This is a genomic window from Saezia sanguinis (assembly GCF_003991585.1).
GTDB lineage: Bacteria > Pseudomonadota > Gammaproteobacteria > Burkholderiales > Burkholderiaceae_C > Saezia > Saezia sanguinis.
Genome location: NZ_PQSP01000002.1, coordinates 24,717 through 45,636 on the forward strand (window position 1 = coordinate 24,717; position 20,920 = coordinate 45,636).

Here is a 20,920-nt window from a genome sequence, read left to right on the forward strand (position 1 = left end):
ATGATGAAAAATGCGCAGAGCACTCGTAATGAGTATTTAACGCAAAGAAATGCAGAGTTGGACCGGCAAATTGTGCAAATCAAAGCGCTGAATGAAGAAATTACGGCGCTGCAGGCACGTCAGACAGCCGTTGAAAACCTGCAATCTGATCGTAATTTGGCTGTACATTGGATGGAAGAGTTGGCAAGGCAAACACCCGATGGCATCTTTCTGACCAAAGCACAGCAAAGAGAGTTGAGTCTTACCATAGAAGGTGTAACGCTTTCGAATGACCGGGTGAGTGAGTTTTTGGCAAAGACAGCGGCTGGGCGCTCAAACTGGATGACCAACTCACAGTGGATTGGGAGCATTGAGGCAAAAAACATGCAGCTTGCACCTAATGAGCCAGCGCGGCGGGTATTTACATTCAGCATGCAATTTGATCTGGTACGTGAGAATGCCACAAATGCAGGTATGTAAGCAGAGTCTCTGGAAGCGAATATGATGAGGGAGAATTGAATAATGGCCGCTAAAAAAAATAGAGGCGGGGGGCCTAAAAAACAGAGCTTTGCTGAGATGCAGCAAAGTATTTCCAAGCAGTTCCAAGGGTTGAATATGAACGACCCTGGGCAGTGGCCTTTGGCACCCAGAGTGGCAGCTTACATTTTTGTTGTTGTCATCGTTGTTGTGCTTGCTTGGTTTTTGGTTTTGGCCGGTAAAAAAGATGAATTGACTCGGGCACAAGGTCAGGAGTTGACACTCAAAGATGACTTCTCCAGAAAAGCGGCACAGGCTGCTAACTTGCCACGTTTGCAGCAGCAGCAGCAAGAAGTACAGAAGTATGTGGAACAGCTTGAGCAGCAATTGCCCAGCAAAGCATACATGGACCAGTTGCTGATGGACATCAATGCTGCTGGGATTAATAATCATCTGGAGTTTGACAAGTTGCAGTCGGAAGAAAGGATTCTGCAGGAGTATTATGCAGAGCAACCTATTTCCATCTCTGCAGTTGCTCCCAATTATCAGCAGATTGCCTTGTTTGCAGCGGAACTGGCAAGACTTTCTCGAATTGTGACGTTGGATAATATCACCCTGGAGTCACTTAAATCCTCCTCTTCATCCTCTTCGCGCACATCAAGCGCAGCAGGGGGGGTGCCATTAGATGCGATGAGAATCACGGCGACATTAAAAACCTATCGCTATCTGGATGCCGATGAAGTTCGTCTGAACCGGCAGGCCGCGGCAGGAAACAGGAGATAAGGGAGGCAATATGTCAAAATTTGCATTCAAAATGATCTGCCTGACAACTGCTGCTTTTGTTGTGGCAGGATGTACCGGCTCTACATCGGATCTGGAAGAGTGGACGCAGCAACAGCGTAGAACTGTTCCTCCAGCGCCGCTTGATGTGAAAGCGCCACCGGAATTTGTGCCTTATGCGTATAACGGTATTGGATTGCCAAATCCCTTCAGTACATCTAAACTGACGGCCGTGCTTCAACCGACAGGGGATACAACCAAAGAACCCCCGGAGGTCACCGACAAGCGAGATCCGGAACCACTGGAATCGGTGCCGTTAGAAGCGATCACGATGGTCGGCAGCATGAGCATGCCGCAAACAAACCAGGACGTGGCTTTATTGAGTGTGGATGGGTTTATTCATCAAGTCAAAGTAGGTAATTACATTGGCATGAACTATGGAAAAATCCTTCGCATTACAGAAACAACGATTGATTTGCGGGAATGGGTAAAAACAGGACAGGGTGAATGGATCGAAAGGCCAGTAACACTGCATCTGCAGGAGGGGCAGTCATGAGCACGAGGGAAATAATCAATAGAGATGCGAAGCGAAAAATGAATATGCAGCAATGGTTAAAAAATGCAGGGGGATTGATTGTCGGGCTGGTTCTTGCAGGGCATGCATGGGCACAAACGGCGATTCAGTCAATTACAAGCGGTGTGCAATCCGGTGAGATTGTGGTGAAGGTTCAGCTTTCTGAACCGCTGACACAGGCTCCTGAAGGGTTTGTGATTCAGAGTCCGGCGCGTATTGCATTGGATTTGCCAGGCGTTGTCAATGGAATGAACCGATCTGTTGTCGATTTGAGTCAGGGGAACTTGCGCTCTATTTCAGTTGCGCAGGCCAATGATCGTACCCGACTGGTATTGAACCTGGGAACGGCAACAACGTACACAACAGAAATGTCCGGCAATACATTGCTGGTCAGGTTAGGCGGATTGCAAGCGGCAGCGTCAGCAGCGGTTGAAACCACACCGTTTTCTCCAGCAGCGACAACTTCGGTTGCATCGACCCCGGTAGCACAGCCTGCAGCGCCAGCGCCTGTATCAACAGACTTGCAGAATATTGACTTTCGTACTTCTGCGGATGGTGCAGGGGCTGTGATTGTTACTTTGCCTTCAGACCAGACCGCAATTGACATTCGTCAGCAGGGCGGCAATGTGGTGGTTGATGTGTTTCAGACCACTTTACCGGTATCATTGCGTCGCCGGCTGGATGTCAGCGATTTCAGAACCCCGGTGAAGACGGTAACCGCCGAACAGGTAGGCGCAAATGTACGTCTGACGATTGCACCGACCGGGAACTGGGATCAATCAGCCTTTCAGGCAGGTAATCAGTTTGTACTGGAACTGCATCCGATCAAGGAGGATCCGACCAAACTGGTGCAGGGGGTTGGTTACCGAGGCGAACGGCTGACACTGAATTTCCAGAATATCGATGTGCGTGCCGTGCTGGCGGTGATTGCAGATTTTACAGACTTTAACGTTGTAACATCTGACTCTGTGCGTGGCAGCCTGACTTTGCGGTTGAAAGATGTGCCCTGGGATCAGGCGCTGGATATCATTCTGCAGGCCAAGGGTTTGGCAGCAGACAGGAACGGGAATGTGCTGTGGATCGCACCGCGTGATGAAATCAATAACATGATGCGGGAGCGGATGCGCTCACAGAGTGAAAGCGAGGTGCTCGAACCTTTGCGTACCCAAATTTTCCAACTGAACTATGCAAAAGCGGAAGCGGTTATGAATGCGTTGAAACCCAGTGGAGGTTCAACTACAACATCAGGCGTTAAGCCACCGTCTATGCTTTCCGAGCGAGGAACCGTGATTGTAGACCCTCGGACCAATAAGCTGATTGTCACGGACGTGCCTTCCCGGCTGGAGAGCTTGGCAGCAGTGATTGCTCAGGTCGATATTCCTGTCAGACAGGTGGTCATTGAAGCCCGGATTGTTGAAGCTTCTGAAGGCTGGGGACGTAGCATCGGGACGCGTTTGAGCGGTGTAGGCTGGTCCGGTAACTGGACTGGTGGCGGTACAATGCCTTCTGAGGAGCAATCATCTGGCGATGATGAAGATTCAAATGAATATAGCAGAGACAATGATTTGTTTAACATGTTCAACCTGCCAGCACTGTCGTTGAATGCAACCCAACCAGGCTACTTTGCGCTGCAATTCTCTCCTTCTGAGGGCAAATATCTTCAGCTTGAATTGCAAGCCCTGGAGTCTGAAAACTATGGGCGTGATATTGCTAGCCCACGGTTGATGACGGTAGATTCTGTGACGGCCTCAGTGGAACAGGGGGTGGAAATTCCTTACCAGAATGCAACGGCAAGTGGTGCCACATCGGTTGAATTTAAGAAGGCAGTGCTGTTGTTAGAGGTGACACCGCAGATCACACCTGATGGTAATGTCAGCATGAACATCAATATCAGCCAGGATACGCGAGGTGAGAATACGACTGCTGGGCCTGCTATCAATACGAAACGTGTGAATACGCAGGTAACGGTTGAAAATGGCGGTACAGTGGTGATTGGTGGTATTTATACACAGAGTGAATCTTCTACGCAGTCCAAGATTCCTTTGCTGGGTGATATTCCTCTGATTGGTAACTTCTTCCGTAATAACAACAAATCAACATCACGCTCTGAGCTGTTGATCTTTATTACGCCACGTATCATGAACGATGGGTTAAGCAGAGGCATTACACCATCGTTTGGTGGAACACTCTAATTTTTAGTGGCCTGTTTAAAGCGTACTCCTTGGAGTACGCTTTTTATTATTTTTAAACAGATAAAATAGACGCATGTTAAGAAAACCGGTTGTTTTGGTGGGCTTGCCAGGCGCAGGGAAAACAACAATCGGACATCGGTTGGCCCAACGCCTGTCGTTACCTTACATTGATGCTGACCAGGTGGCTGAAGAACAGTTAGGGCAATCAATTCGGTCTTTTTTTGAAGAATGCGGAGAGAGTGCATTTCGTGATATTGAAGAGCAGATTTTATGCACTCTGCTCCAGGGCGACAGTTCAGGCGTGATATCTACCGGTGGCGGGGTTGTATTGCGCGAATCCAACCGCCGTTTGCTTAAAGAGAAGGCTTTTGTTATTTACCTGAATGCCAGTCCGGATGAATTGTTTCGTCGGTTGCGGAATGATCAGCAGCGGCCGCTACTCCAGGTAACAGATCCATTGCACCAATTGCATGAACTGAAAAAGCAGCGTGATCCGCTGTATCGTGAAGTGGCACACTTTATTGCAGATACAACAAAGCATGGATCTTCGCATCAGGTGTTACTTTCATTGATTATTTCTCAGCTTGAACTGGCCGGGTATGTTTTTAATGCAGGCAATTAAGGCACCTTGAGCATAGGAGAAGGTAGTTTTATATACTTGAGCTTATGAAACCATCTGTCCCTAATTCATCGTTGACCATAGACCTGGCTGAACGGTCTTATGACATTTTAATTGGCCCGGATTTATTGCTTGACGCTTCCTGCTTTGATCGTTTGGGGGCTGTAACCGGTGCCGTGATTGTGACCAACACCACCGTTGGGCCGTTGTATGCAAAGCGACTTGAGCAGACTTTGCGGCAGTGTTTTTCTCATACACAGCTTATTGAACTACCGGACGGTGAGGTTTATAAAGATTGGAACACGCTGAACCTTATTTTTGATGGCTTGCTTGGCACAGGGGCGGACCGCAAATGTATGCTGTTTGCTTTAGGCGGTGGGGTTATTGGCGATATGACTGGTTTTGCCGCAGCGTGCTATATGCGCGGTGTTCCCTATGTGCAGGTCCCGACGACGTTGCTGGCACAAGTGGATTCTTCGGTTGGTGGTAAAACGGCCATTAACCACCCACTAGGCAAAAACATGATCGGAGCGTTTTATCAACCCCAGCGCGTAGTGGCTGATATTTCAACCCTTTCAACGCTGCCGGAACGTGAGTTGAAAGCAGGGCTGGCCGAAGTGATCAAGTATGGGCCTATTTATGACACACGCTTTCTGTCCTGGATTGACCAGCACCTGAATGATTTGCTGGCGTTAGATCCGGCCGCTATTACCCATGCCATTCGTCGTTCATGTGAGATCAAAGCGGAAGTTGTTGCCCAGGACGAGCGGGAAAGTGGGTTGCGTGCCATTTTGAATTTTGGTCATACGTTTGGGCATGCGATTGAGGCCGGTGCCGGTTATGGCGTATGGCTGCATGGCGAGGCTGTCGCGTGCGGCATGGTGATGGCTGCCGATCTGTCATGCCGAATGGGTTTGCTTGACTCAGCGGATGCTCAATACCTTCAGTCCATCATTGAACGTGCCGGGCTGCCAACCAAAGCACCCGCTTTGGGTCTATCGCGATACATGGAATTGATGCAGGTCGATAAAAAGACAGAAGGCGGTGTTATCCGGTTTGTGCTGCTCAATGGGCTTGGAACGGCGGTGATTCAATCCGCGCCTCATGATCTGGTTGCAGAAGTTTTGCATGCCCATCAAGGTATCTGAACGCGATGTCTGCCGATTTGCTTGCGCCTTATGCCTGTCATCCGCAGATGACACGGGGCAGACATATTCAGGAGTTACCTGCACCCACGCGCAGTGATTTTCAGCGTGATCGGGACCGCATTGTCCATTCCAGTGCTTTTCGCCGGCTTGTGTATAAAACCCAAGTGTTTATCAATCACGAGGGTGATATGTTTCGCACCAGGCTGACGCATTCGCTGGAGGTGGCCCAGCTTGGGCGTTCGATTGCCCGTACATTAAAGCTGAACGAGGATCTGGTGGAGGCCATTTCACTGGCGCATGATTTGGGGCATACACCGTTTGGACACGCCGGACAGGATGCCTTGCACGAGTGCATGCGTGAACATGGCGGTTTTGAGCATAATATCCAGAGTTTGCGCGTGGTGGATCGCCTGGAAAAACGTTACCCTCATTTTGACGGGCTGAACCTGTGTTATGAAGCACGCGAGGGTATCTTAAAGCATTGCTCTGCTCAGGTGGCAAAAACGCTGGGAGATGTCGGGCAGCGATTTTTGTCACATCAGCGGCCAAGTATGGAGGCGCAGCTTACCAATCTGGCCGATGAAATTGCATACAACGCACATGATATTGATGACGGCGTGCGCTCCGGACTGCTTTCTTTAGAGCAGATGGAGCAGGTTCCGCTGTTTTTGTACTGGCGCGATGATGTACTGAAAGAATACCCTCAACTGCGAGGCAAGCGTCTATTGTTTGAGACGATCCGGCGTATGCTTTCGGCGCAGGTTTATGATGTGATTGATGCAACAGATGCGCAACTTAAGCATTTTCAGCCCGGGCATGTTGATGATGTCAGAGCGATGCCGCCATTGGTGGTTTTTTCGCCAGAGATGCGCAGCATGAGTCATGAGCTTAAAACATTTTTGTTAAAGCATTTGTATCGCCACCCGCAGGTGATGGATACCATGAACAAGGCCAGGCAGATTGTGCATGACTTGTTTCATGTCTATTGCACCTACCCGCATGAGGCTTCGCCTGAAATATCTGCCAACGATATCCCCAGGCAAGTGGCAGACTATATTGCCGGCATGACCGACCGTTTTGCCATTTATGAACATGCGCGGCTGACCGGTGAGCACTTATTTCCTGCTGACAGCAGCTTTTACAGTGCAGGCAAGATGAAGGGGGCTTTATAGTGGTGCGCAAAGCCCGGCGCTCAGTGGCAGGCGAGTTGCATTTGGTTGTGCAACGTGTCCGCCCGGAGCGAATCCCCTTATTTCGTAACAACGGGAGTTACGAAACATACCTGAGCACGCTGGCAGCATTGTTGCCTGAGTGTAAGGTTGCTGCTTATGCCTACGCTTTGTTGTCAGACCGTATTTATCTGTTGCTGCGCCCGGAAAGTGAAGAAGGGGTGAGCCAGCTCATACAGGCGCATTCGCGCTATTTTGTGTCGGCCATGAATCGTGAGTTTGGCTGGCGCGGCGGGTTATGGCTGGACCGGTTTGCCTGTGCGCTGGTTGATCCGCAATGGCTGCTGAGAGTCATGCGGTTCATTGATGTCTCTCCTGTGTATTCCGGGCTGGTTGGCGCACCGGGGATTTATCCCTGGAGCAGTTATGCCCATCATATTGGTCAACAATTCGTCTCTTTTTTGCAGACGCCTTCGGCTTATTGGGATCTGGGCGATACATCTCATGAACGCGAGGCCTCTTACCGCGAATGGTGTCAAAAACTCGTGAGCCGTGCGGACACGCGGCACATTGAACAGACGGTTTTGCGTAACGGCATCTTAGGTGAAGATGCATACTTTTCATTGCTGGAGCAGCAGGTGGGCTGTTCATTGCGCGTTCGCCCTAGAGGACGCCCGGCCAAATCAGAGCTCAATTAAATTGTCTGTCCCTATTTTTAATTCATTAATATTTTTATATAAATAGGGACGGACCCCATTAAATTAATGCTTGCGTATCCAATAACAACAAATTATGCTTGTGACTCCACGATAAACACAGTACATGCTGGAGTCTTACATGACCTCTTTGGCACAAGAAATTAAAGCCTGCACAGAGCAGGGCCTATATCGCAGCGAAAATGAACACGATGCCTGTGGCGTTGGTTTTGTTGCACATATCAAGGGTGAAAAATCTCACTCAATTATTGAACAGGGTCTGCAAATCCTGATCAACCTCGACCATCGCGGTGCCGTGGGCGCAGACAAGCTGATGGGTGACGGTGCCGGAATCATGATTCAGATTCCGGATGATTTTTACCGTGCAGAAATGGCTCAACAGGGTATTGAACTGCCTCCCCCTGGCGAGTATGGCGTGGGCATGGTGTTTCTGCCCAAAGAACACGCGTCGCGTCTGGCATGTATCCGTGAACTGGAGCGTGCAGTGCGTGCGGAAGGCCAGGTGGTACTGGGATGGCGCAATGTTCCTGTTGATGAAGAAATGCCAATGTCTCCGACAGTGCGCCAAAAAGAGCCTGTCATTTGCCAGATTTTCATTGGGCGCGGTGCTGATGTTATTGTGCAGGATGCACTGGAGCGCAAGCTGTACGTTATCCGCAAAACCGCATCCAGTGCAATTCAGCACCTCAAACTGACGCACAGCAAAGAATACTATGTGCCAAGCATGTCTTCTCGTACGATTGTGTACAAAGGCTTGTTGCTGGCAGACCAGGTCGGCTGGTATTACAAAGATCTGCAGGACCCGCGTTGTGTTTCTGCATTGGCTTTGGTGCACCAGCGGTTTTCCACCAACACATTCCCCGAGTGGTCGCTGGCACACCCTTACCGCATGATTGCGCACAATGGCGAAATCAATACGGTAAAAGGCAATTACAACTGGATGCGTGCCCGCGAAGGGGTGATGTCTTCTCCCGTACTGGGCGCTGATTTGCAGAAGCTGTATCCCATCAGCTTTTTTGGTCAGTCCGATACGGCAACGCTTGATAATGCCCTGGAACTGCTGGTGGCAGCAGGCTATCCGCTGTCGCAGGCCATCATGATGATGATCCCCGAGCCATGGGAGCAACATACCCTGATGGATGAGCGTCGCCGCGCATTTTACGAATACCATGCAGCTATGCTGGAACCCTGGGATGGCCCGGCCTCCATCGTTTTTACCGATGGCCGCCAGATTGGCGCCACGCTGGATCGCAACGGGCTGCGTCCGTCACGTTATTTGATTACCGATGATAACCTGGTGGTCATGGCATCTGAAGCGGGTGTCTTGCCGATGATTGCAGACAGCAAAATTGTGCGTAAATGGCGCTTGCAGCCAGGCAAAATGTTCCTGATCGATCTGGAACAGGGCCGCATGATCCATGACGAAGAAATCAAATCCACGCTGGCCCACAGCAAGCCTTACAAACAGTGGGTTGAAAACCTGCGGGTCCGTCTGGATGACATGTCATTCAAACCTGAAGAGCTGCCACGCAGTGATATTCCTCTGTTAGACCGGCAGCAGGCCTTTGGTTATACGCAGGAGGATATTAAATTTCTGATGGCGCCTATGGCCAGCAAGGGGGAAGAGGGCAATGGTTCCATGGGGAACGATGTGGCGTTGTCCGTGTTGTCCAACCAGAACAAATCATTGTTCACTTACTTTAAACAACTGTTTGCCCAGGTGACCAATCCGCCGATTGACTCCATTCGCGAAAACATTGTGATGTCGCTGGTGTCTTTCATTGGGCCGCGGCCTAATCTGCTTGACATCAATCAGGTGAATCCGCCTTTGCGCCTAGAAGTGCAGCAGCCCATTTTAAGCATGGAAGAAATGGCAAAGCTGCGCTCTATTGAGCACCATACGCAAGGCAAATTCAAGAGCTATGTGCTCGATATTACCTATCCGCTGGCCTGGGGCAACGAAGGGATTGAAGCGAAGCTTGCATCGCTGTGCGCCGAAGCAGAGGATGCGATCCGGGACGGTTATAACATTGTCATCATCAGCGACCGCAACCTCGGCAAAGACCAGGTTGCCATTCCGTCACTGTTAGCGCTTTCTGCGGTACACCAGCATCTGGTGCAGGAAGGGCTGCGCACCCTGACCGGGCTGGTGGTTGAAACCGGTGCCGCGCGCGAAGTGCATCACTTTGCTGTGCTGGCCGGTTATGGCGCAGAAGCGGTGCATCCTTATCTGGCCATGGAGACCATTGCCGATATGCATAAAGAGTTTTCCGGTGATCTGTCAGCGGAAAAAGCGGTGGCTAACTATATCAAAGCCATTGGCAAAGGGCTCTCCAAAATCATGTCCAAAATGGGCATATCCACCTACATGTCTTACTGTGGGGCACAGATTTTTGAAGCCATTGGCCTGAACCGCGATTTGATTGAAAAATACTTTAAGGGGACTGCCTCACAGGTGGGCGGTGTCAGTGTGTTTGAACTGGCGCAGGAAGCCATTAACCTGCATAAGAAAGCATTTGGCAATGACCCGGTGCTGGAGCATATGCTGGATGGCGGCGGCGACTATGCCTGGCGTGCCAACAGCGAAGAGCACCTGCTGACGCCGCAGGCAATTGCCAAGCTGCAGCACAGCACCCGTGCCAATAATTTCAATACGTATAAAGAGTATGCCCACATTATCAATGACCAGTCCAGACGGCATCTGACGTTGCGCGGGCTGTTTGAGTTCAAGACGGACCCAAGCAAAGCCATTCCGCTGGAAGAAGTGGAGCCGGCCAAAGAGATTGTCAAACGCTTTGTGACGGGTGCCATGTCCATGGGCTCCATCAGTGCAGAATCCCATACCACACTGGCGATTGCAATGAACCGGATTGGCGGCAAGAGCAACACCGGCGAAGGCGGCGAAGATCCGGCACGTTACATCAATGAGTTCAGAGGCGTCCCGATTCAGTCTGGAACCATGGTCAGCGACGTGGTGGGCAAAGATAATCTGGAAGTTGACTATGCCATGCAGGCGGGTGACTCGCTGCGCTCGCGCATCAAGCAGGTGGCTTCCGGTCGTTTTGGCGTCACGGCAGAATACCTGGTCAGCGCCGACCAGATTCAGATCAAAATGGCTCAGGGTGCCAAACCTGGTGAAGGCGGTCAATTACCGGGTACCAAAGTGTCGCCTTACATTGGTTACCTGCGTTATTCTGTGCCAGGCGTTGGCTTGATTTCACCGCCACCGCATCACGACATTTATTCCATTGAAGATTTGGCGCAGTTGATTCACGACCTGAAAAATGTCAACCACCATGCGTCTATCAGCGTGAAGCTGGTGGCTGAAACCGGTGTGGGAACAGTGGCTGCGGGTGTGGCCAAAGCCAAGGCTGATCACATTGTGATTTCCGGCTACGACGGCGGAACCGGTGCCTCACCTCTGACGTCAATCAAGCACGCTGGCTCTCCCTGGGAAATCGGGCTGGCGGATACGCAGCAGACGCTGGTGCTTAACCGTCTGCGGGGCCGTGTCTGTGTGCAGGTGGACGGACAGATTAAAACCGGACGTGACGTGGTCGTTGGTGGCCTGCTGGGGGCTGACGAGTTTGGTTTTGCAACCATTCCGCTGGTTGCCATGGGTTGTATCATGATGCGCAAATGCCATCTGAATACCTGCCCGGTCGGTGTGGCAACACAAGACCCTGAACTGCGCAAGCGCTTTACCGGAAAACCGGAATACATCATTAACTATCTGTTCTTTGTGGCTGAAGAAGTGCGCCAGATCATGGCGGAACTGGGTATTCGCAAATTCAATGATCTGATCGGGCGCTCTGACCTGTTGGATATGCGCAAAGGCATTGAGCATTGGAAGGCCAAAGGGCTGGATTTCTCCCGCATTTTCTACCAGCCGCAAGTGCCTGCCGATGTGCCGCGTTACCATGTGGATACGCAGGACCACGGGCTTGAAAATGCGCTGGATCATCGTTTGATCAAGAAATGCCAAAGCGCAATGGATGACGATGAGAAAGTACAGTTCATCGAAACCGCCCGTAACATCAACCGTACCGTGGGCGCGATGCTCTCTGGTGAAATTGTGCGCCGCCGTGCCGGAAAACGGCTGGATGACGACAGCATTCGCATCCAGTTTGAAGGAACTGGCGGGCAGAGTTTCGGTGCATTCCTGGTGCATGGCGTAACGCTGTACCTGATTGGTGAAGCCAATGACTTTACCGGCAAGGGGTTGTCAGGTGGGCGCGTGATTGTGCGCCCGAATGTTGAATTCCGCGGTGATCCTGCGCAGAACATCATTGTGGGCAATACCGCGCTGTATGGTGCAACCCAGGGGGAGGCCTATTTCAGTGGCGTTGCCGGCGAGCGTTTTGCCGTGAGACTGTCCGGCGCTACAGCCGTTGTCGAAGGCACGGGCGACCATGGCTGTGAATACATGACCGGCGGCATTGCAGTGGTTCTGGGTAAAACCGGCCGTAATTTTGCTGCGGGCATGAGTGGTGGTTTGGCTTACGTCTATGATGAAGAAGGCGATTTTGCATCGCGCTGCAACACCTCGATGGTTGGGCTGGAACAGGTTCTGACCAAGGCTGAGCAGGAGCTGCATGTTGAAAAAGCACTTTGGGCGCGTGGCAAGGACGGTGAGTTGCTGAGTGATGAGGAATTGCTGCGCAAAACGATCAGTGACCACTTGAAGTGGACCGGGTCCATGCGTGCACGGCATATTCTGGATAACTGGCTGACAGCGTTCCCGAAATTCGTCAAAGTCTTTCCGCACGAATACAAGCGGGCCATGCGTGAACTGTATGCGCAAAGTGAAAAGCAGCAGAGCAGCAAAGCCAAGCCTGTGGCGAAAGCAAGCAAGAACAAGGAGCGTGCTGGCAGTACAGCAAAATAACGCAGCGAAAAGATATAACCTCACGATCGAATCAGAGTATAAGGAATTCAACCATGGGTAAGATTACTGGCTTCATGGAGTTCGCCCGGATAGAAGAAGGGCACGAAACTGTTGCAAAGCGGCTGAAGCATTACCACGAGTTCACGATTGGGCTTGACGATGAACAGGCCAAGACGCAGGGCGCGCGCTGCATGGATTGCGGCACGCCATTTTGTAACAATGGCTGCCCTTTGCATAACGTGATTCCTGATTTCAACGACCTGGTTTTTCGCGGTCAGTGGCAGATGGCGTTGGAGGTTTTGCATTCCACCAACAATTTCCCTGAGTTTACGGGGCGGGTTTGTCCTGCGCCCTGTGAAGCATCGTGCACGCTCAATATCGATGAAGCGCCTGTAGGCATCAAGTCCATTGAGCACGCCATCATCGACCGGGCCTGGGAGTCTGGGTGGATTCAGCCCAAACAGGCCAAGCATAAAACCGGCAAGCGTGTGGCTGTGGTGGGCGCAGGGCCTGCCGGGATGGCTGCCGCACAGCAACTGGCACGCGTCGGGCACGATGTGGTGCTGTTCGAGAAAAATGACCAGATCGGCGGCTTGCTGCGTTATGGTATTCCAGACTTCAAGCTCGATAAAGGGTTGATTGACCGTCGTGCCCAGCAACTGGAAGCAGAAGGCGTGGAAATCCGCACCGGGGTTGTTGTGGGAGACTGGCCGAAAGACAGCAAGGTGACCAACTGGTCAAAGGCCAAAGTATCTGCAAAAGAACTAATGCAGGAGTTTGATGCGGTATTGCTTGCCGGAGGGTCCGAAGTTTCGCGTGATCTGCCGGTGCCTGGCCGCGATCTGGACGGAATTCACTTTGCCATGGAATTTTTGCCGCAGCAGAACAAAGCCAACGCAGGCGGTAAAGTCAAAGATCAGATCAACGCGAAAAACAAGCGTGTGGTTGTGATTGGCGGTGGTGATACAGGCAGCGACTGTGTGGGCACCAGCAACCGCCAGGGTGCAAAGAGTGTGGTGCAGCTCGAGTTGATGCCACAGCCGCCTGAGCATGAGAACAAGCTGCTGACCTGGCCGGACTGGCCCTATAAGCTGCGCACCAGCACCAGCCATGAGGAAGGTTGCACACGCGAATTTGCTATTTCTACCAAAGAGTTTATTGGTAAAAACGGCAAGCTCACAGCACTGAAGACGGTGCGTGTGGAGTTAAAAGACGGTAAGTTCCAGGAAATTCCGGGAACCGAGCAGACACTGGAAGCCGATCTGGTATTTCTGGCGATGGGGTTTGTGCATCCCATGGCCAAAACGCTGGAAGCATTTGGTGTGGAAGTGGACAAACGCGGCAACGCCAAGGCCACGACAGATCTGGTCGATGGTTATGTAACCAATGTATCTAAAGTGTTCGCTGCAGGCGATATGCGCCGTGGACAAAGCCTGGTGGTCTGGGCAATCCACGAGGGTCGCCAGGCAGCCAGAGCCATTGATGAATTTTTAATGGGCGTATCTGATTTGCCTCGATGAGTTATTGAAACTCGTCTTCAACCCTTGGCCTTACATTCATCCGTTTTGGGTTTAATGTAAGGCCATTTTTTGTCTTTTTAGCTTAAGCGGCGTGTCAGGATAGCCAGCGATAGACCGTGATATTTTCCGGCTTGCATTCGCAGCAACCCTTGGCGCAGCCTGAAGATGCGGCAGTCTCGCTGGCCATTCCTTTGCGGATCCAGGTGTGCATGGCTGCTTTGACCGCTTGCGGGTCTGAGTTGAAATGAATTGCAAGATCAGCCAGGCTGGCTTGATGATGCTGTTTTAAATAATCTCTGAGTTCGCTGGGCGTCATATCACGCTCCTTGGGTTTTGGCCTGGTGTTCTGGTGCGTCTGAGATGTCGTGACGCAAACCATACTGGCGCATGACCAGCAACACAACAGCCATAAAGATCAGAATGCCAATGATCCACGATGCTGAATAAACCGGATGTTGTGCAAACGTGGCTGTCTGATAAAACAGTACCGCGACACAGTAGCCCAATGCCGTGCTCCAGAACGCGACAAAACCGGCCCAGCGCAAGCTGGCTTCACGTGCAATGGCACCGATGACGGCTACGCATGGAAAATAGAGCAGAATCAGCAGCAGGTAAGCAAATGCGGCGGCTGTACTTGGAAACATTTTTACCATGGCGCCGTAGGTGGCAACGGAAACTTCCTGTCCTTCGGCAATTTCTTCTAAAGAACCCTCTGCTTTGACGGCACCCAGCCCCAGAGGATCAAGGAGGCTGTCTTTCAATGCAATCAGGTTGGTTGGAATGGTTTTGAATGCATCGGCAACACCGCTCCATAGGCTGAATGGTTCAGGCTCCGCCGCCCCTTCTTCTGCGGCAGCCTCTTGTCCGGCCTGGGCATAAAGCGCGTTCAGGGTTCCCACCACGGCTTCTTTGGCCAGCAGGCCGGTGAAAATGCCCACTGCGGCAGGCCAGTTTTCGTCGGTTACGCCTAACGGATGAAACACCGGGGTGATGGCTTGACCGATTGCGGATAGAGCAGATTCCTGACTGTCTTCATGCCCAAAGCTGCCGTCGGTTCCAACAGAATTCAGTATGTTTAATACCATCACCATTGGGATGATGACTTTGCTGGCGCGTAGCACGAAAGATTTAAGCCGGTCCCAGGTGTGGCGTAGTATGCCCTTGACGGTTGGCAGGTGGTAAGGGGGCAGCTCCATGATGAATGGCATGCCCTGGCCGGGTAATAAGGTGTGCTTCAGCGCCAGACCTGTCAGCACGGCAGCAGCAACACCGATCAGGTACAGGCCAAAGACCAGGTTCTGTCCCCCACTGGGAAAGAAGGCAACCGCAAATAAAGCATAAATAGGCAGCCGGGCACCACATGACATGAAGGGTGCCATGGCCATGGTCATCATGCGGTCACGCCGGCTTTCCAGCGTGCGCGTGGCCATGACGGCCGGTACATTGCAGCCAAAACCGACAATCAGCGGAACAAAGGATTTTCCGGGCAACCCGATAAACCGCATGAAGCGGTCCATGACAAAGGCGGCACGGGCCATGTAGCCCGAGTCTTCCAGAATGGACAGGAAAATAAACAGAAATCCGATGACCGGGACAAATGTGGAAACGGTCTGAATCCCGCCGCCGATGCCGTTGGCCAAAACCACTTTCAGCCATTGCGGGCAGCCCATGGCTTCCAGGCCGTGGCCCAGGCCATCGACCAGCAAGGTGCCGAACAGTTTGTCAAAGAAGTCGATGAATGCACCACCCAGGTTGATGGTAAACAAAAACATCAGGTACATCAGCAGCAGGAAAATCGGGATGCCCAGAAACCGGTTCAGGACAATATGGTCGATTTTGTCTGAGGTGGTTTTGGAGACCTGCTGTTTGCGTGTAATGACATCATGAACCACTTTGCCAATGAAGGCGTAGCGTGCATCGGCAGTGACAATGTCAATGTCATCGCCCAGGATGGTTTCAGTCTGCTCGCGCAGTTGAGAGATGGCTTCTTTTTGTTCCGGCGTCAGTAACTGGGTAATACCGTGGTCGCCTTCCAGCGCTTTGAGTGCGGCCCAGTGCGGGTTAAGCTGGCGTTGCGCGCAAAGTGCTGCGACGTTGGGAATCGCGGTGTTGACGGCCTGCGTCATTGCCGGAGGGTAAACCGGTTGGGCAGCAGGTAGTTTAAAGTTCTCTGACGTTGCCAGATGATTCTTCAGTTCTGCCACCCCTTGGCCCTGGGACGCAATAATCTGGAATACCGGGCACCCTATTTCCTGCTGGAGTTTGTTTGTGTCCAGCGCCATTCCCCGGGTTTCTGCCACATCCACCATGTTCAGCGCAACGATGACCGGTACGTCCATTTCCAGCAGTTGCGTTGTCAGGAACAGGTTGCGCTCCAGATTGGAGGCATCCACAATGTTGACAATGACATCAGCCTCTCCGGAAAGCACATAATCCCGAGCCACCTGCTCATCCAGCGATACACTGCTGTCAGTGGTATCTAGTGAGTAAAGGCCGGGCAGGTCAATGACTTCAATCTTATGGCCTTCGTGGACAAAATAGCCGGATTTCCGTTCGATGGTTACGCCAGGCCAGTTGCCAACCTGCTGATGGGCTCCTGTCAATGCGTTAAAAAAGGTGGTTTTACCGCTGTTCGGATTGCCAATGAGCGCGATGGTGTGTTTGATATTGGACATCTCTTATACCCAATGGAAAGTAAGTATCACAGCAGTTCAACTTGCAGTGAGGCGGCCTCGTGTTTACGCAGACTCAGTGAAAAACCGCGAAGCCTGATTTCAACCGGGTCTCCCATCGGGGCAAGGCGTGTGACAGTGAATTCAGTGCCTGGCGTCAACCCCATTGCCAACAGCTTTTGACGATAGGCTTTTCCGCCCTCAGTTTTTGTAAAGCCTGTAACGCGTGCGTTCTGACCAACTTTCATGTCTGTGAGGCTTGAAGTCATATGGTCTGTTTATTGTGTTTTAAATAAGGACTGACGGAAAAGCCAGTACCTGTTTCAATTAAGGTGTATCGGTAGGCGTGACCATCACCTGATGCGCAATACCCGGGCCTATGGCCAGGCGGGTGTTGCCAATGGCAACAATCAATCCGCCATGCGCGTGCTCAATGGTTTTCAGAACGCTGCCAGGATTGATTCCCATGCTGGCCAGACGGTGGGCTGTATTTTTGCCGGTTCCGAAATTGACAACGCGAACCGGCTCCCCAATGGGAGCTAAAGGCAATGGCAGACAGGGCCCGAGGGCAGGTTTTGAGGACATGACAAATCCCATTAAAGCAGCAAAAGCGCAATATGCATCTGCGCTCAGCGTAACCAATATCCTAAGTGTCAGTAGAGGTGCTGTGGATGATAAATCAGATATTGTTCTTACTGACTTCAGGAGTTGTTACCATTCTAGTATTGAATGATAATAATTGTCAATTAGATTCCTGTTATCTCTTTGATTTCTATCAATTTTATCGTGTGATATATTTCTGTTTGCAAACAAATTTTTCGCCGCACAGTGGGTCGTTGTGCGGCGTTTGGATGCTGGTAAAAGCGCAGTTATTTGGAAAACCCGGTAGCGCTTTGTTTTTTGCGTGCAATTAGCCATCCAATACCCAATACGGTAACTACCATGAGTGCTTCAACGATATAGACGACCAGTTGGGGTATTGCTGCCAGAACCGGGTCTAACAAAGGTTCGCTGACAATCATTTTGGCTGCGGTGAAGGCCAGAATACCCGCGCCAATATAAATAATGGATGGAAAGCGGGAAATAAGCTTCAGCACCAGCGTGCTGCCAAAAACGACAATGGGGATGCTGATCAGCAAACCGATAACAACCAGCCCGAAATCATTCTGAGCCGCGCCGGCAACGGCCAGCACATTGTCCAGCCCCATAAGTGCGTCAGCAATCACAATGGTTTTTAACGCTGCCAGGAAGCTCATGGGAGCAGCGTGTCCATGGGAGGCGTTTTCATCGGGATGTGCATCGTGGGGTTTCAGCAGCTTGACCGCGATCCAGAGCAGGCCCAGGCCACCGACCAGTTTCAGGCCCGGAATGGTGAGCAGCCAGGCAACGATCAGCGTCATTAAAACCCGTATACCGATAGCACCGGCAGTACCCCAGATAATGGCTTTGCGTTGCAGGTGCGCAGGCAGGTGCCGTGCTGCCAGCGCAATCACAATGGCGTTGTCGCCTGCCAGCACCAAGTCCAGCAAAATGATGGATAACAATGCCCAAAACCAGGCAGCAGATAAAAATTCCATATAAAGACCTTATTCAAGTTGATAACAGACGCCTTAGCGTGTATCTGCATCACAGCAGGTCAAGTGGAAATATGGGCAGAAAAGCACAAAATGAGAGATGGCTGGGAATTCAGAAACCAGCTTCAACAATCATCTGCACTTGGCGTAAGCCATACCTCCAGGTTGTGACCTGGCAGTCAGTCAGATATCGCTGAAGGTCTGGCTCAACATGTCGGTGTGACAAATCAGGTAAACCGGAAGCGTTTAAAAAGCTTCGTATTGACGATTTACCTTCGCTGTGCTGCTCAAATTTTGAGCACAACGCGAGTTACTCCCCTTCTTGAGAATCTTATGTTTGTTCACATAAAACCTCAGGTGCATATTAAATCATAAAAGACAAGGACTTGCAGACAAGAGGCCAAACAGGTGGACAGATATTCTTACAATCCGGCTATGGGAACGCAAATACACATTACAGATATTGAGGCGGCGATTAATTACTGGCGGGTGCAGCCAGGGATGATTGAGGGGGTGTCTTTGGGGGCACCGTTGCGTGAACTGGCAGCAGTGTACGGGCTGATGGTGTATCAGAAAAAAACGGAAATAGACCCGGCACAAATGTCTATGAAAGCCAAAGAGGCTTGGATGCAATGGTATCTGACTACACCGGATGCACCATGCATTGCCATCTGCACGACCAGTCAGGGAGATATGGTCTGCAAGGGGTGCGGGCGCACTTTCGAGGAGGTGCAGTACTGGACGGCGATGACGCCACCGCAAAAACGCGCTGTCTGGCGGCGGATTGTTCAGGAAGGTACCGCATGGCGTTTCACCCGGTATAAAGAGAGGGCAGCAGACGTTGCCAAAGACGATCAGCCGGTGTCGCCGGACGAGGATAAGAAAAAAGGTTAAATAAAAAACCACTTCCTGCCAGGAAGTGGTTTTGGAAATGAAATTAAAACAAGCTTTACGGATGCAATCGTTTGGCCAGTTCAACGGCTTTGCCGATGTAGTTGGCTGGAGTCAGCGCTTTCAGACGGGTTTTTTCGGCTTGCGGCAAATCCAGCGTATCGATGAACGCATGTAATGTTTCTGCTGTGACCTGCTTGCCGCGGGTCATTTCTTTGAGCTGCTCATACGGGTTGGGCAGCCCGTAGCGGCGCATCACGGTTTGAATGGGCTCGGCCAGCACTTCCCATGCGGCATCCAGGTCGGCGGCCAGTGCCGCTTCATTGACTTCCAGCTTACCTAGGCCTTTTGCCAGGCTGTCCCATGCCAGCAGCGTGTAGCCGAATGCAACGCCCATATTGCGCAGGACGGTGGAGTCGGTCAGATCACGCTGGAAGCGGCTGATCGGGAGTTTTTGTGACAGGTGGGCGAGCAATGCATTGGCCAGGCCATAGTTGCCTTCGGCATTTTCAAAGTCAATCGGGTTGACTTTGTGCGGCATGGTTGACGAACCGATTTCTCCAGCTTTGGGGCGCTGTTTGAAATAATGGAAAGAAATATAGCCCCAGACATCGCGTGCAAAATCAATGCCGATGGTGTTCAGGCGGGTAATGGCGTCGAACAGTTCGGCCATATAGTCATGGGGTTCGATCTGAATGGTGTAGGAGTTAAACGTTAGCCCCAGCTCATCTTGTACCACGTGGCGTGAAAATGCCTCCCAGTCATAGTCGGGGTAAGCAACCATATGCGCGTTGTAATTACCGACAGCGCCATTCATTTTGGCCAGCAGTTCAACCCGCGCAATGCGCTGGCGCGCCTGCTGCAAGCGAATGGTCACGTTGGCAATTTCTTTGCCAACGGTGGTTGGACTGGCGGTTTGGCCGTGCGTGCGGCTGAGCATGGAGGTCTGTGCATGCTCGCTGGACAGACGTTGCAGCGTGGCGATGATGCCATCCAGTGCCGGCAGCAGCACGTCATCGCGTGCGGTTTTCAGCATCAGGGCGTGAGAGGTGTTGTTGATATCTTCACTGGTGCAGGCAAAATGCACGAACTCTCCCACGGCATTCAGTTCCTGGGCAACGTCCGGCCATGCTTTGAACTGGTTTTTAATCCAATATTCAACTGCTTTGACATCATGGTTGGTTGTTTTTTCTATGTCTTTAATCTCCTGCGCATTGGCTGGAGAAAAGTTTTTGACCAAAGCATTTAAGTGTGAGCGTGCCTTTTCAGACAGCGAAGGAAATTCGGTGAAACCGGCATCTGACAAAGCGATGAACCAGGTAATTTCAACCTGTACCCGGCGGTGCATCAGGCCGTATTCAGACAGTGCGTGGCGTAATGGATTCAAACGGGCGGCGTATCGCCCGTCCAGCGGACATAAAGCGGTCAGTGGGGACATATCCATGAATTTTCCTTCGTGAAACGTGATCTTTTGTGCAAAAGATACTGAAAAAGCTATTTTAGGTGGGTTTGTTTATCCAACCGGAATTAGTGGTTCTCGGCGTTTTAAAAAGACGTTCATTTCAGCAGGGACATGTGTGGCAAGCGATGTGACAAGCTGTTTGCGGGATAAGACAGGTTTAAAAATAACCATGAACTCATATTTTGTTTTTATTTTGAAAATGGCTTAACCATGCGGGTTTTAGGCGGTTCTAATCACGCGCAACCAAGGCAGTTTACAG

At 51.4% G+C, this 20,920-nt stretch carries 17 protein-coding genes; 11 read left to right on the forward strand and 6 right to left on the reverse strand.

What is annotated here, in order from left to right:
- The 10 genes from CUZ56_RS04260 to CUZ56_RS04305 all read left to right on the forward strand — a co-directional run bounded on the left by CUZ56_RS04260 (position 1) and on the right by CUZ56_RS04305 (position 14,062).
- Positions 1-459 (forward strand): PilN domain-containing protein, encoded by a 459-nt coding sequence (locus CUZ56_RS04260; RefSeq protein ID WP_162615247.1) that lies wholly within the window; start codon positions 1-3, stop codon positions 457-459.
- 42 nt (positions 460-501) lie between these two features.
- Positions 502-1,239 (forward strand): type IV pilus inner membrane component PilO, encoded by a 738-nt coding sequence (locus CUZ56_RS04265; RefSeq protein WP_126978625.1) that lies wholly within the window; start codon positions 502-504, stop codon positions 1,237-1,239.
- A 10-nt stretch (positions 1,240-1,249) separates the two neighbouring features.
- Positions 1,250-1,792, forward strand: a complete 543-nt coding sequence (locus CUZ56_RS04270) for a pilus assembly protein PilP (RefSeq protein ID WP_126978627.1) — start codon at positions 1,250-1,252, stop codon at positions 1,790-1,792.
- Between the two features lie 44 nt (positions 1,793-1,836).
- The gene (pilQ, locus tag CUZ56_RS04275; protein WP_239442039.1) at positions 1,837-4,002 is read left to right on the forward strand and encodes a type IV pilus secretin family protein; all 2,166 of its coding nucleotides are present in this window, start codon (positions 1,837-1,839) and stop codon (positions 4,000-4,002) included.
- Between the two features lie 73 nt (positions 4,003-4,075).
- On the forward strand, positions 4,076-4,624 hold the full coding sequence (locus tag CUZ56_RS04280) for a shikimate kinase (RefSeq protein ID WP_126978631.1): 549 nt from the start codon (positions 4,076-4,078) through the stop codon (positions 4,622-4,624).
- A gap of 44 nt (positions 4,625-4,668) precedes the next feature.
- On the forward strand, positions 4,669-5,769 hold the full coding sequence (gene aroB, locus CUZ56_RS04285) for a 3-dehydroquinate synthase (RefSeq protein WP_126978633.1): 1,101 nt from the start codon (positions 4,669-4,671) through the stop codon (positions 5,767-5,769).
- Between the two features lie 5 nt (positions 5,770-5,774).
- Entirely contained in the window at positions 5,775-6,941 is a 1,167-nt protein-coding gene (locus tag CUZ56_RS04290) for a deoxyguanosinetriphosphate triphosphohydrolase (protein ID WP_126978635.1), read from the forward strand.
- Positions 6,941-7,636, forward strand: coding sequence for a transposase (locus CUZ56_RS04295; RefSeq protein WP_162615248.1), 696 nt, complete (start codon positions 6,941-6,943; stop codon positions 7,634-7,636). Before CUZ56_RS04290 ends, CUZ56_RS04295 begins: the two co-directional genes overlap by 1 nt.
- A gap of 139 nt (positions 7,637-7,775) precedes the next feature.
- Positions 7,776-12,542 carry a glutamate synthase-related protein gene (locus CUZ56_RS04300; RefSeq protein WP_126978639.1) on the forward strand — a complete coding sequence of 1,589 codons (4,767 nt, stop codon included), beginning with the start codon at positions 7,776-7,778 and terminating at the stop codon, positions 12,540-12,542.
- Between the two features lie 53 nt (positions 12,543-12,595).
- On the forward strand, positions 12,596-14,062 hold the full coding sequence (locus CUZ56_RS04305) for a glutamate synthase subunit beta (protein ID WP_126978641.1): 1,467 nt from the start codon (positions 12,596-12,598) through the stop codon (positions 14,060-14,062).
- A gap of 94 nt (positions 14,063-14,156) precedes the next feature.
- Here the strand turns inward: CUZ56_RS04305 and CUZ56_RS04310 are convergent, their stop codons facing one another.
- From CUZ56_RS04310 to CUZ56_RS04330, 5 genes are all read right to left on the reverse strand, one after another.
- Complete coding sequence (locus CUZ56_RS04310) at positions 14,157-14,378, reverse strand: FeoC-like transcriptional regulator (RefSeq protein ID WP_162615249.1); 222 nt, start codon at positions 14,376-14,378, stop codon at positions 14,157-14,159.
- 1 nt (position 14,379) lies between these two features.
- Positions 14,380-16,737 carry a Fe(2+) transporter permease subunit FeoB gene (feoB, locus tag CUZ56_RS04315; RefSeq protein ID WP_126978644.1) on the reverse strand — a complete coding sequence of 786 codons (2,358 nt, stop codon included), beginning with the start codon at positions 16,735-16,737 and terminating at the stop codon, positions 14,380-14,382.
- Positions 16,738-16,763: 26 nt separating this feature from the next.
- The gene (locus CUZ56_RS04320) at positions 16,764-16,982 is read right to left on the reverse strand and encodes a FeoA family protein (RefSeq protein ID WP_204250826.1); all 219 of its coding nucleotides are present in this window, start codon (positions 16,980-16,982) and stop codon (positions 16,764-16,766) included.
- A 79-nt stretch (positions 16,983-17,061) separates the two neighbouring features.
- A complete protein-coding gene (locus CUZ56_RS04325; RefSeq protein WP_162615250.1) occupies positions 17,062-17,319 on the reverse strand; it encodes a FeoA family protein in 258 nt (85 codons plus the stop codon).
- A 284-nt stretch (positions 17,320-17,603) separates the two neighbouring features.
- On the reverse strand, positions 17,604-18,311 hold the full coding sequence (locus tag CUZ56_RS04330) for a TerC family protein (RefSeq protein ID WP_126978650.1): 708 nt from the start codon (positions 18,309-18,311) through the stop codon (positions 17,604-17,606).
- A gap of 432 nt (positions 18,312-18,743) precedes the next feature.
- Between CUZ56_RS04330 and CUZ56_RS04335 the strand changes: the two genes are divergently transcribed.
- On the forward strand, positions 18,744-19,202 hold the full coding sequence (locus CUZ56_RS04335) for a DUF3717 domain-containing protein (protein ID WP_126979624.1): 459 nt from the start codon (positions 18,744-18,746) through the stop codon (positions 19,200-19,202).
- 55 nt (positions 19,203-19,257) lie between these two features.
- On the opposite strand, the gene purB is transcribed toward CUZ56_RS04335, so the two are convergent.
- Positions 19,258-20,643, reverse strand: a complete 1,386-nt coding sequence (gene purB, locus CUZ56_RS04340; RefSeq protein ID WP_126978652.1) for an adenylosuccinate lyase — start codon at positions 20,641-20,643, stop codon at positions 19,258-19,260.
- Positions 20,644-20,920 lie beyond the last annotated feature (277 nt).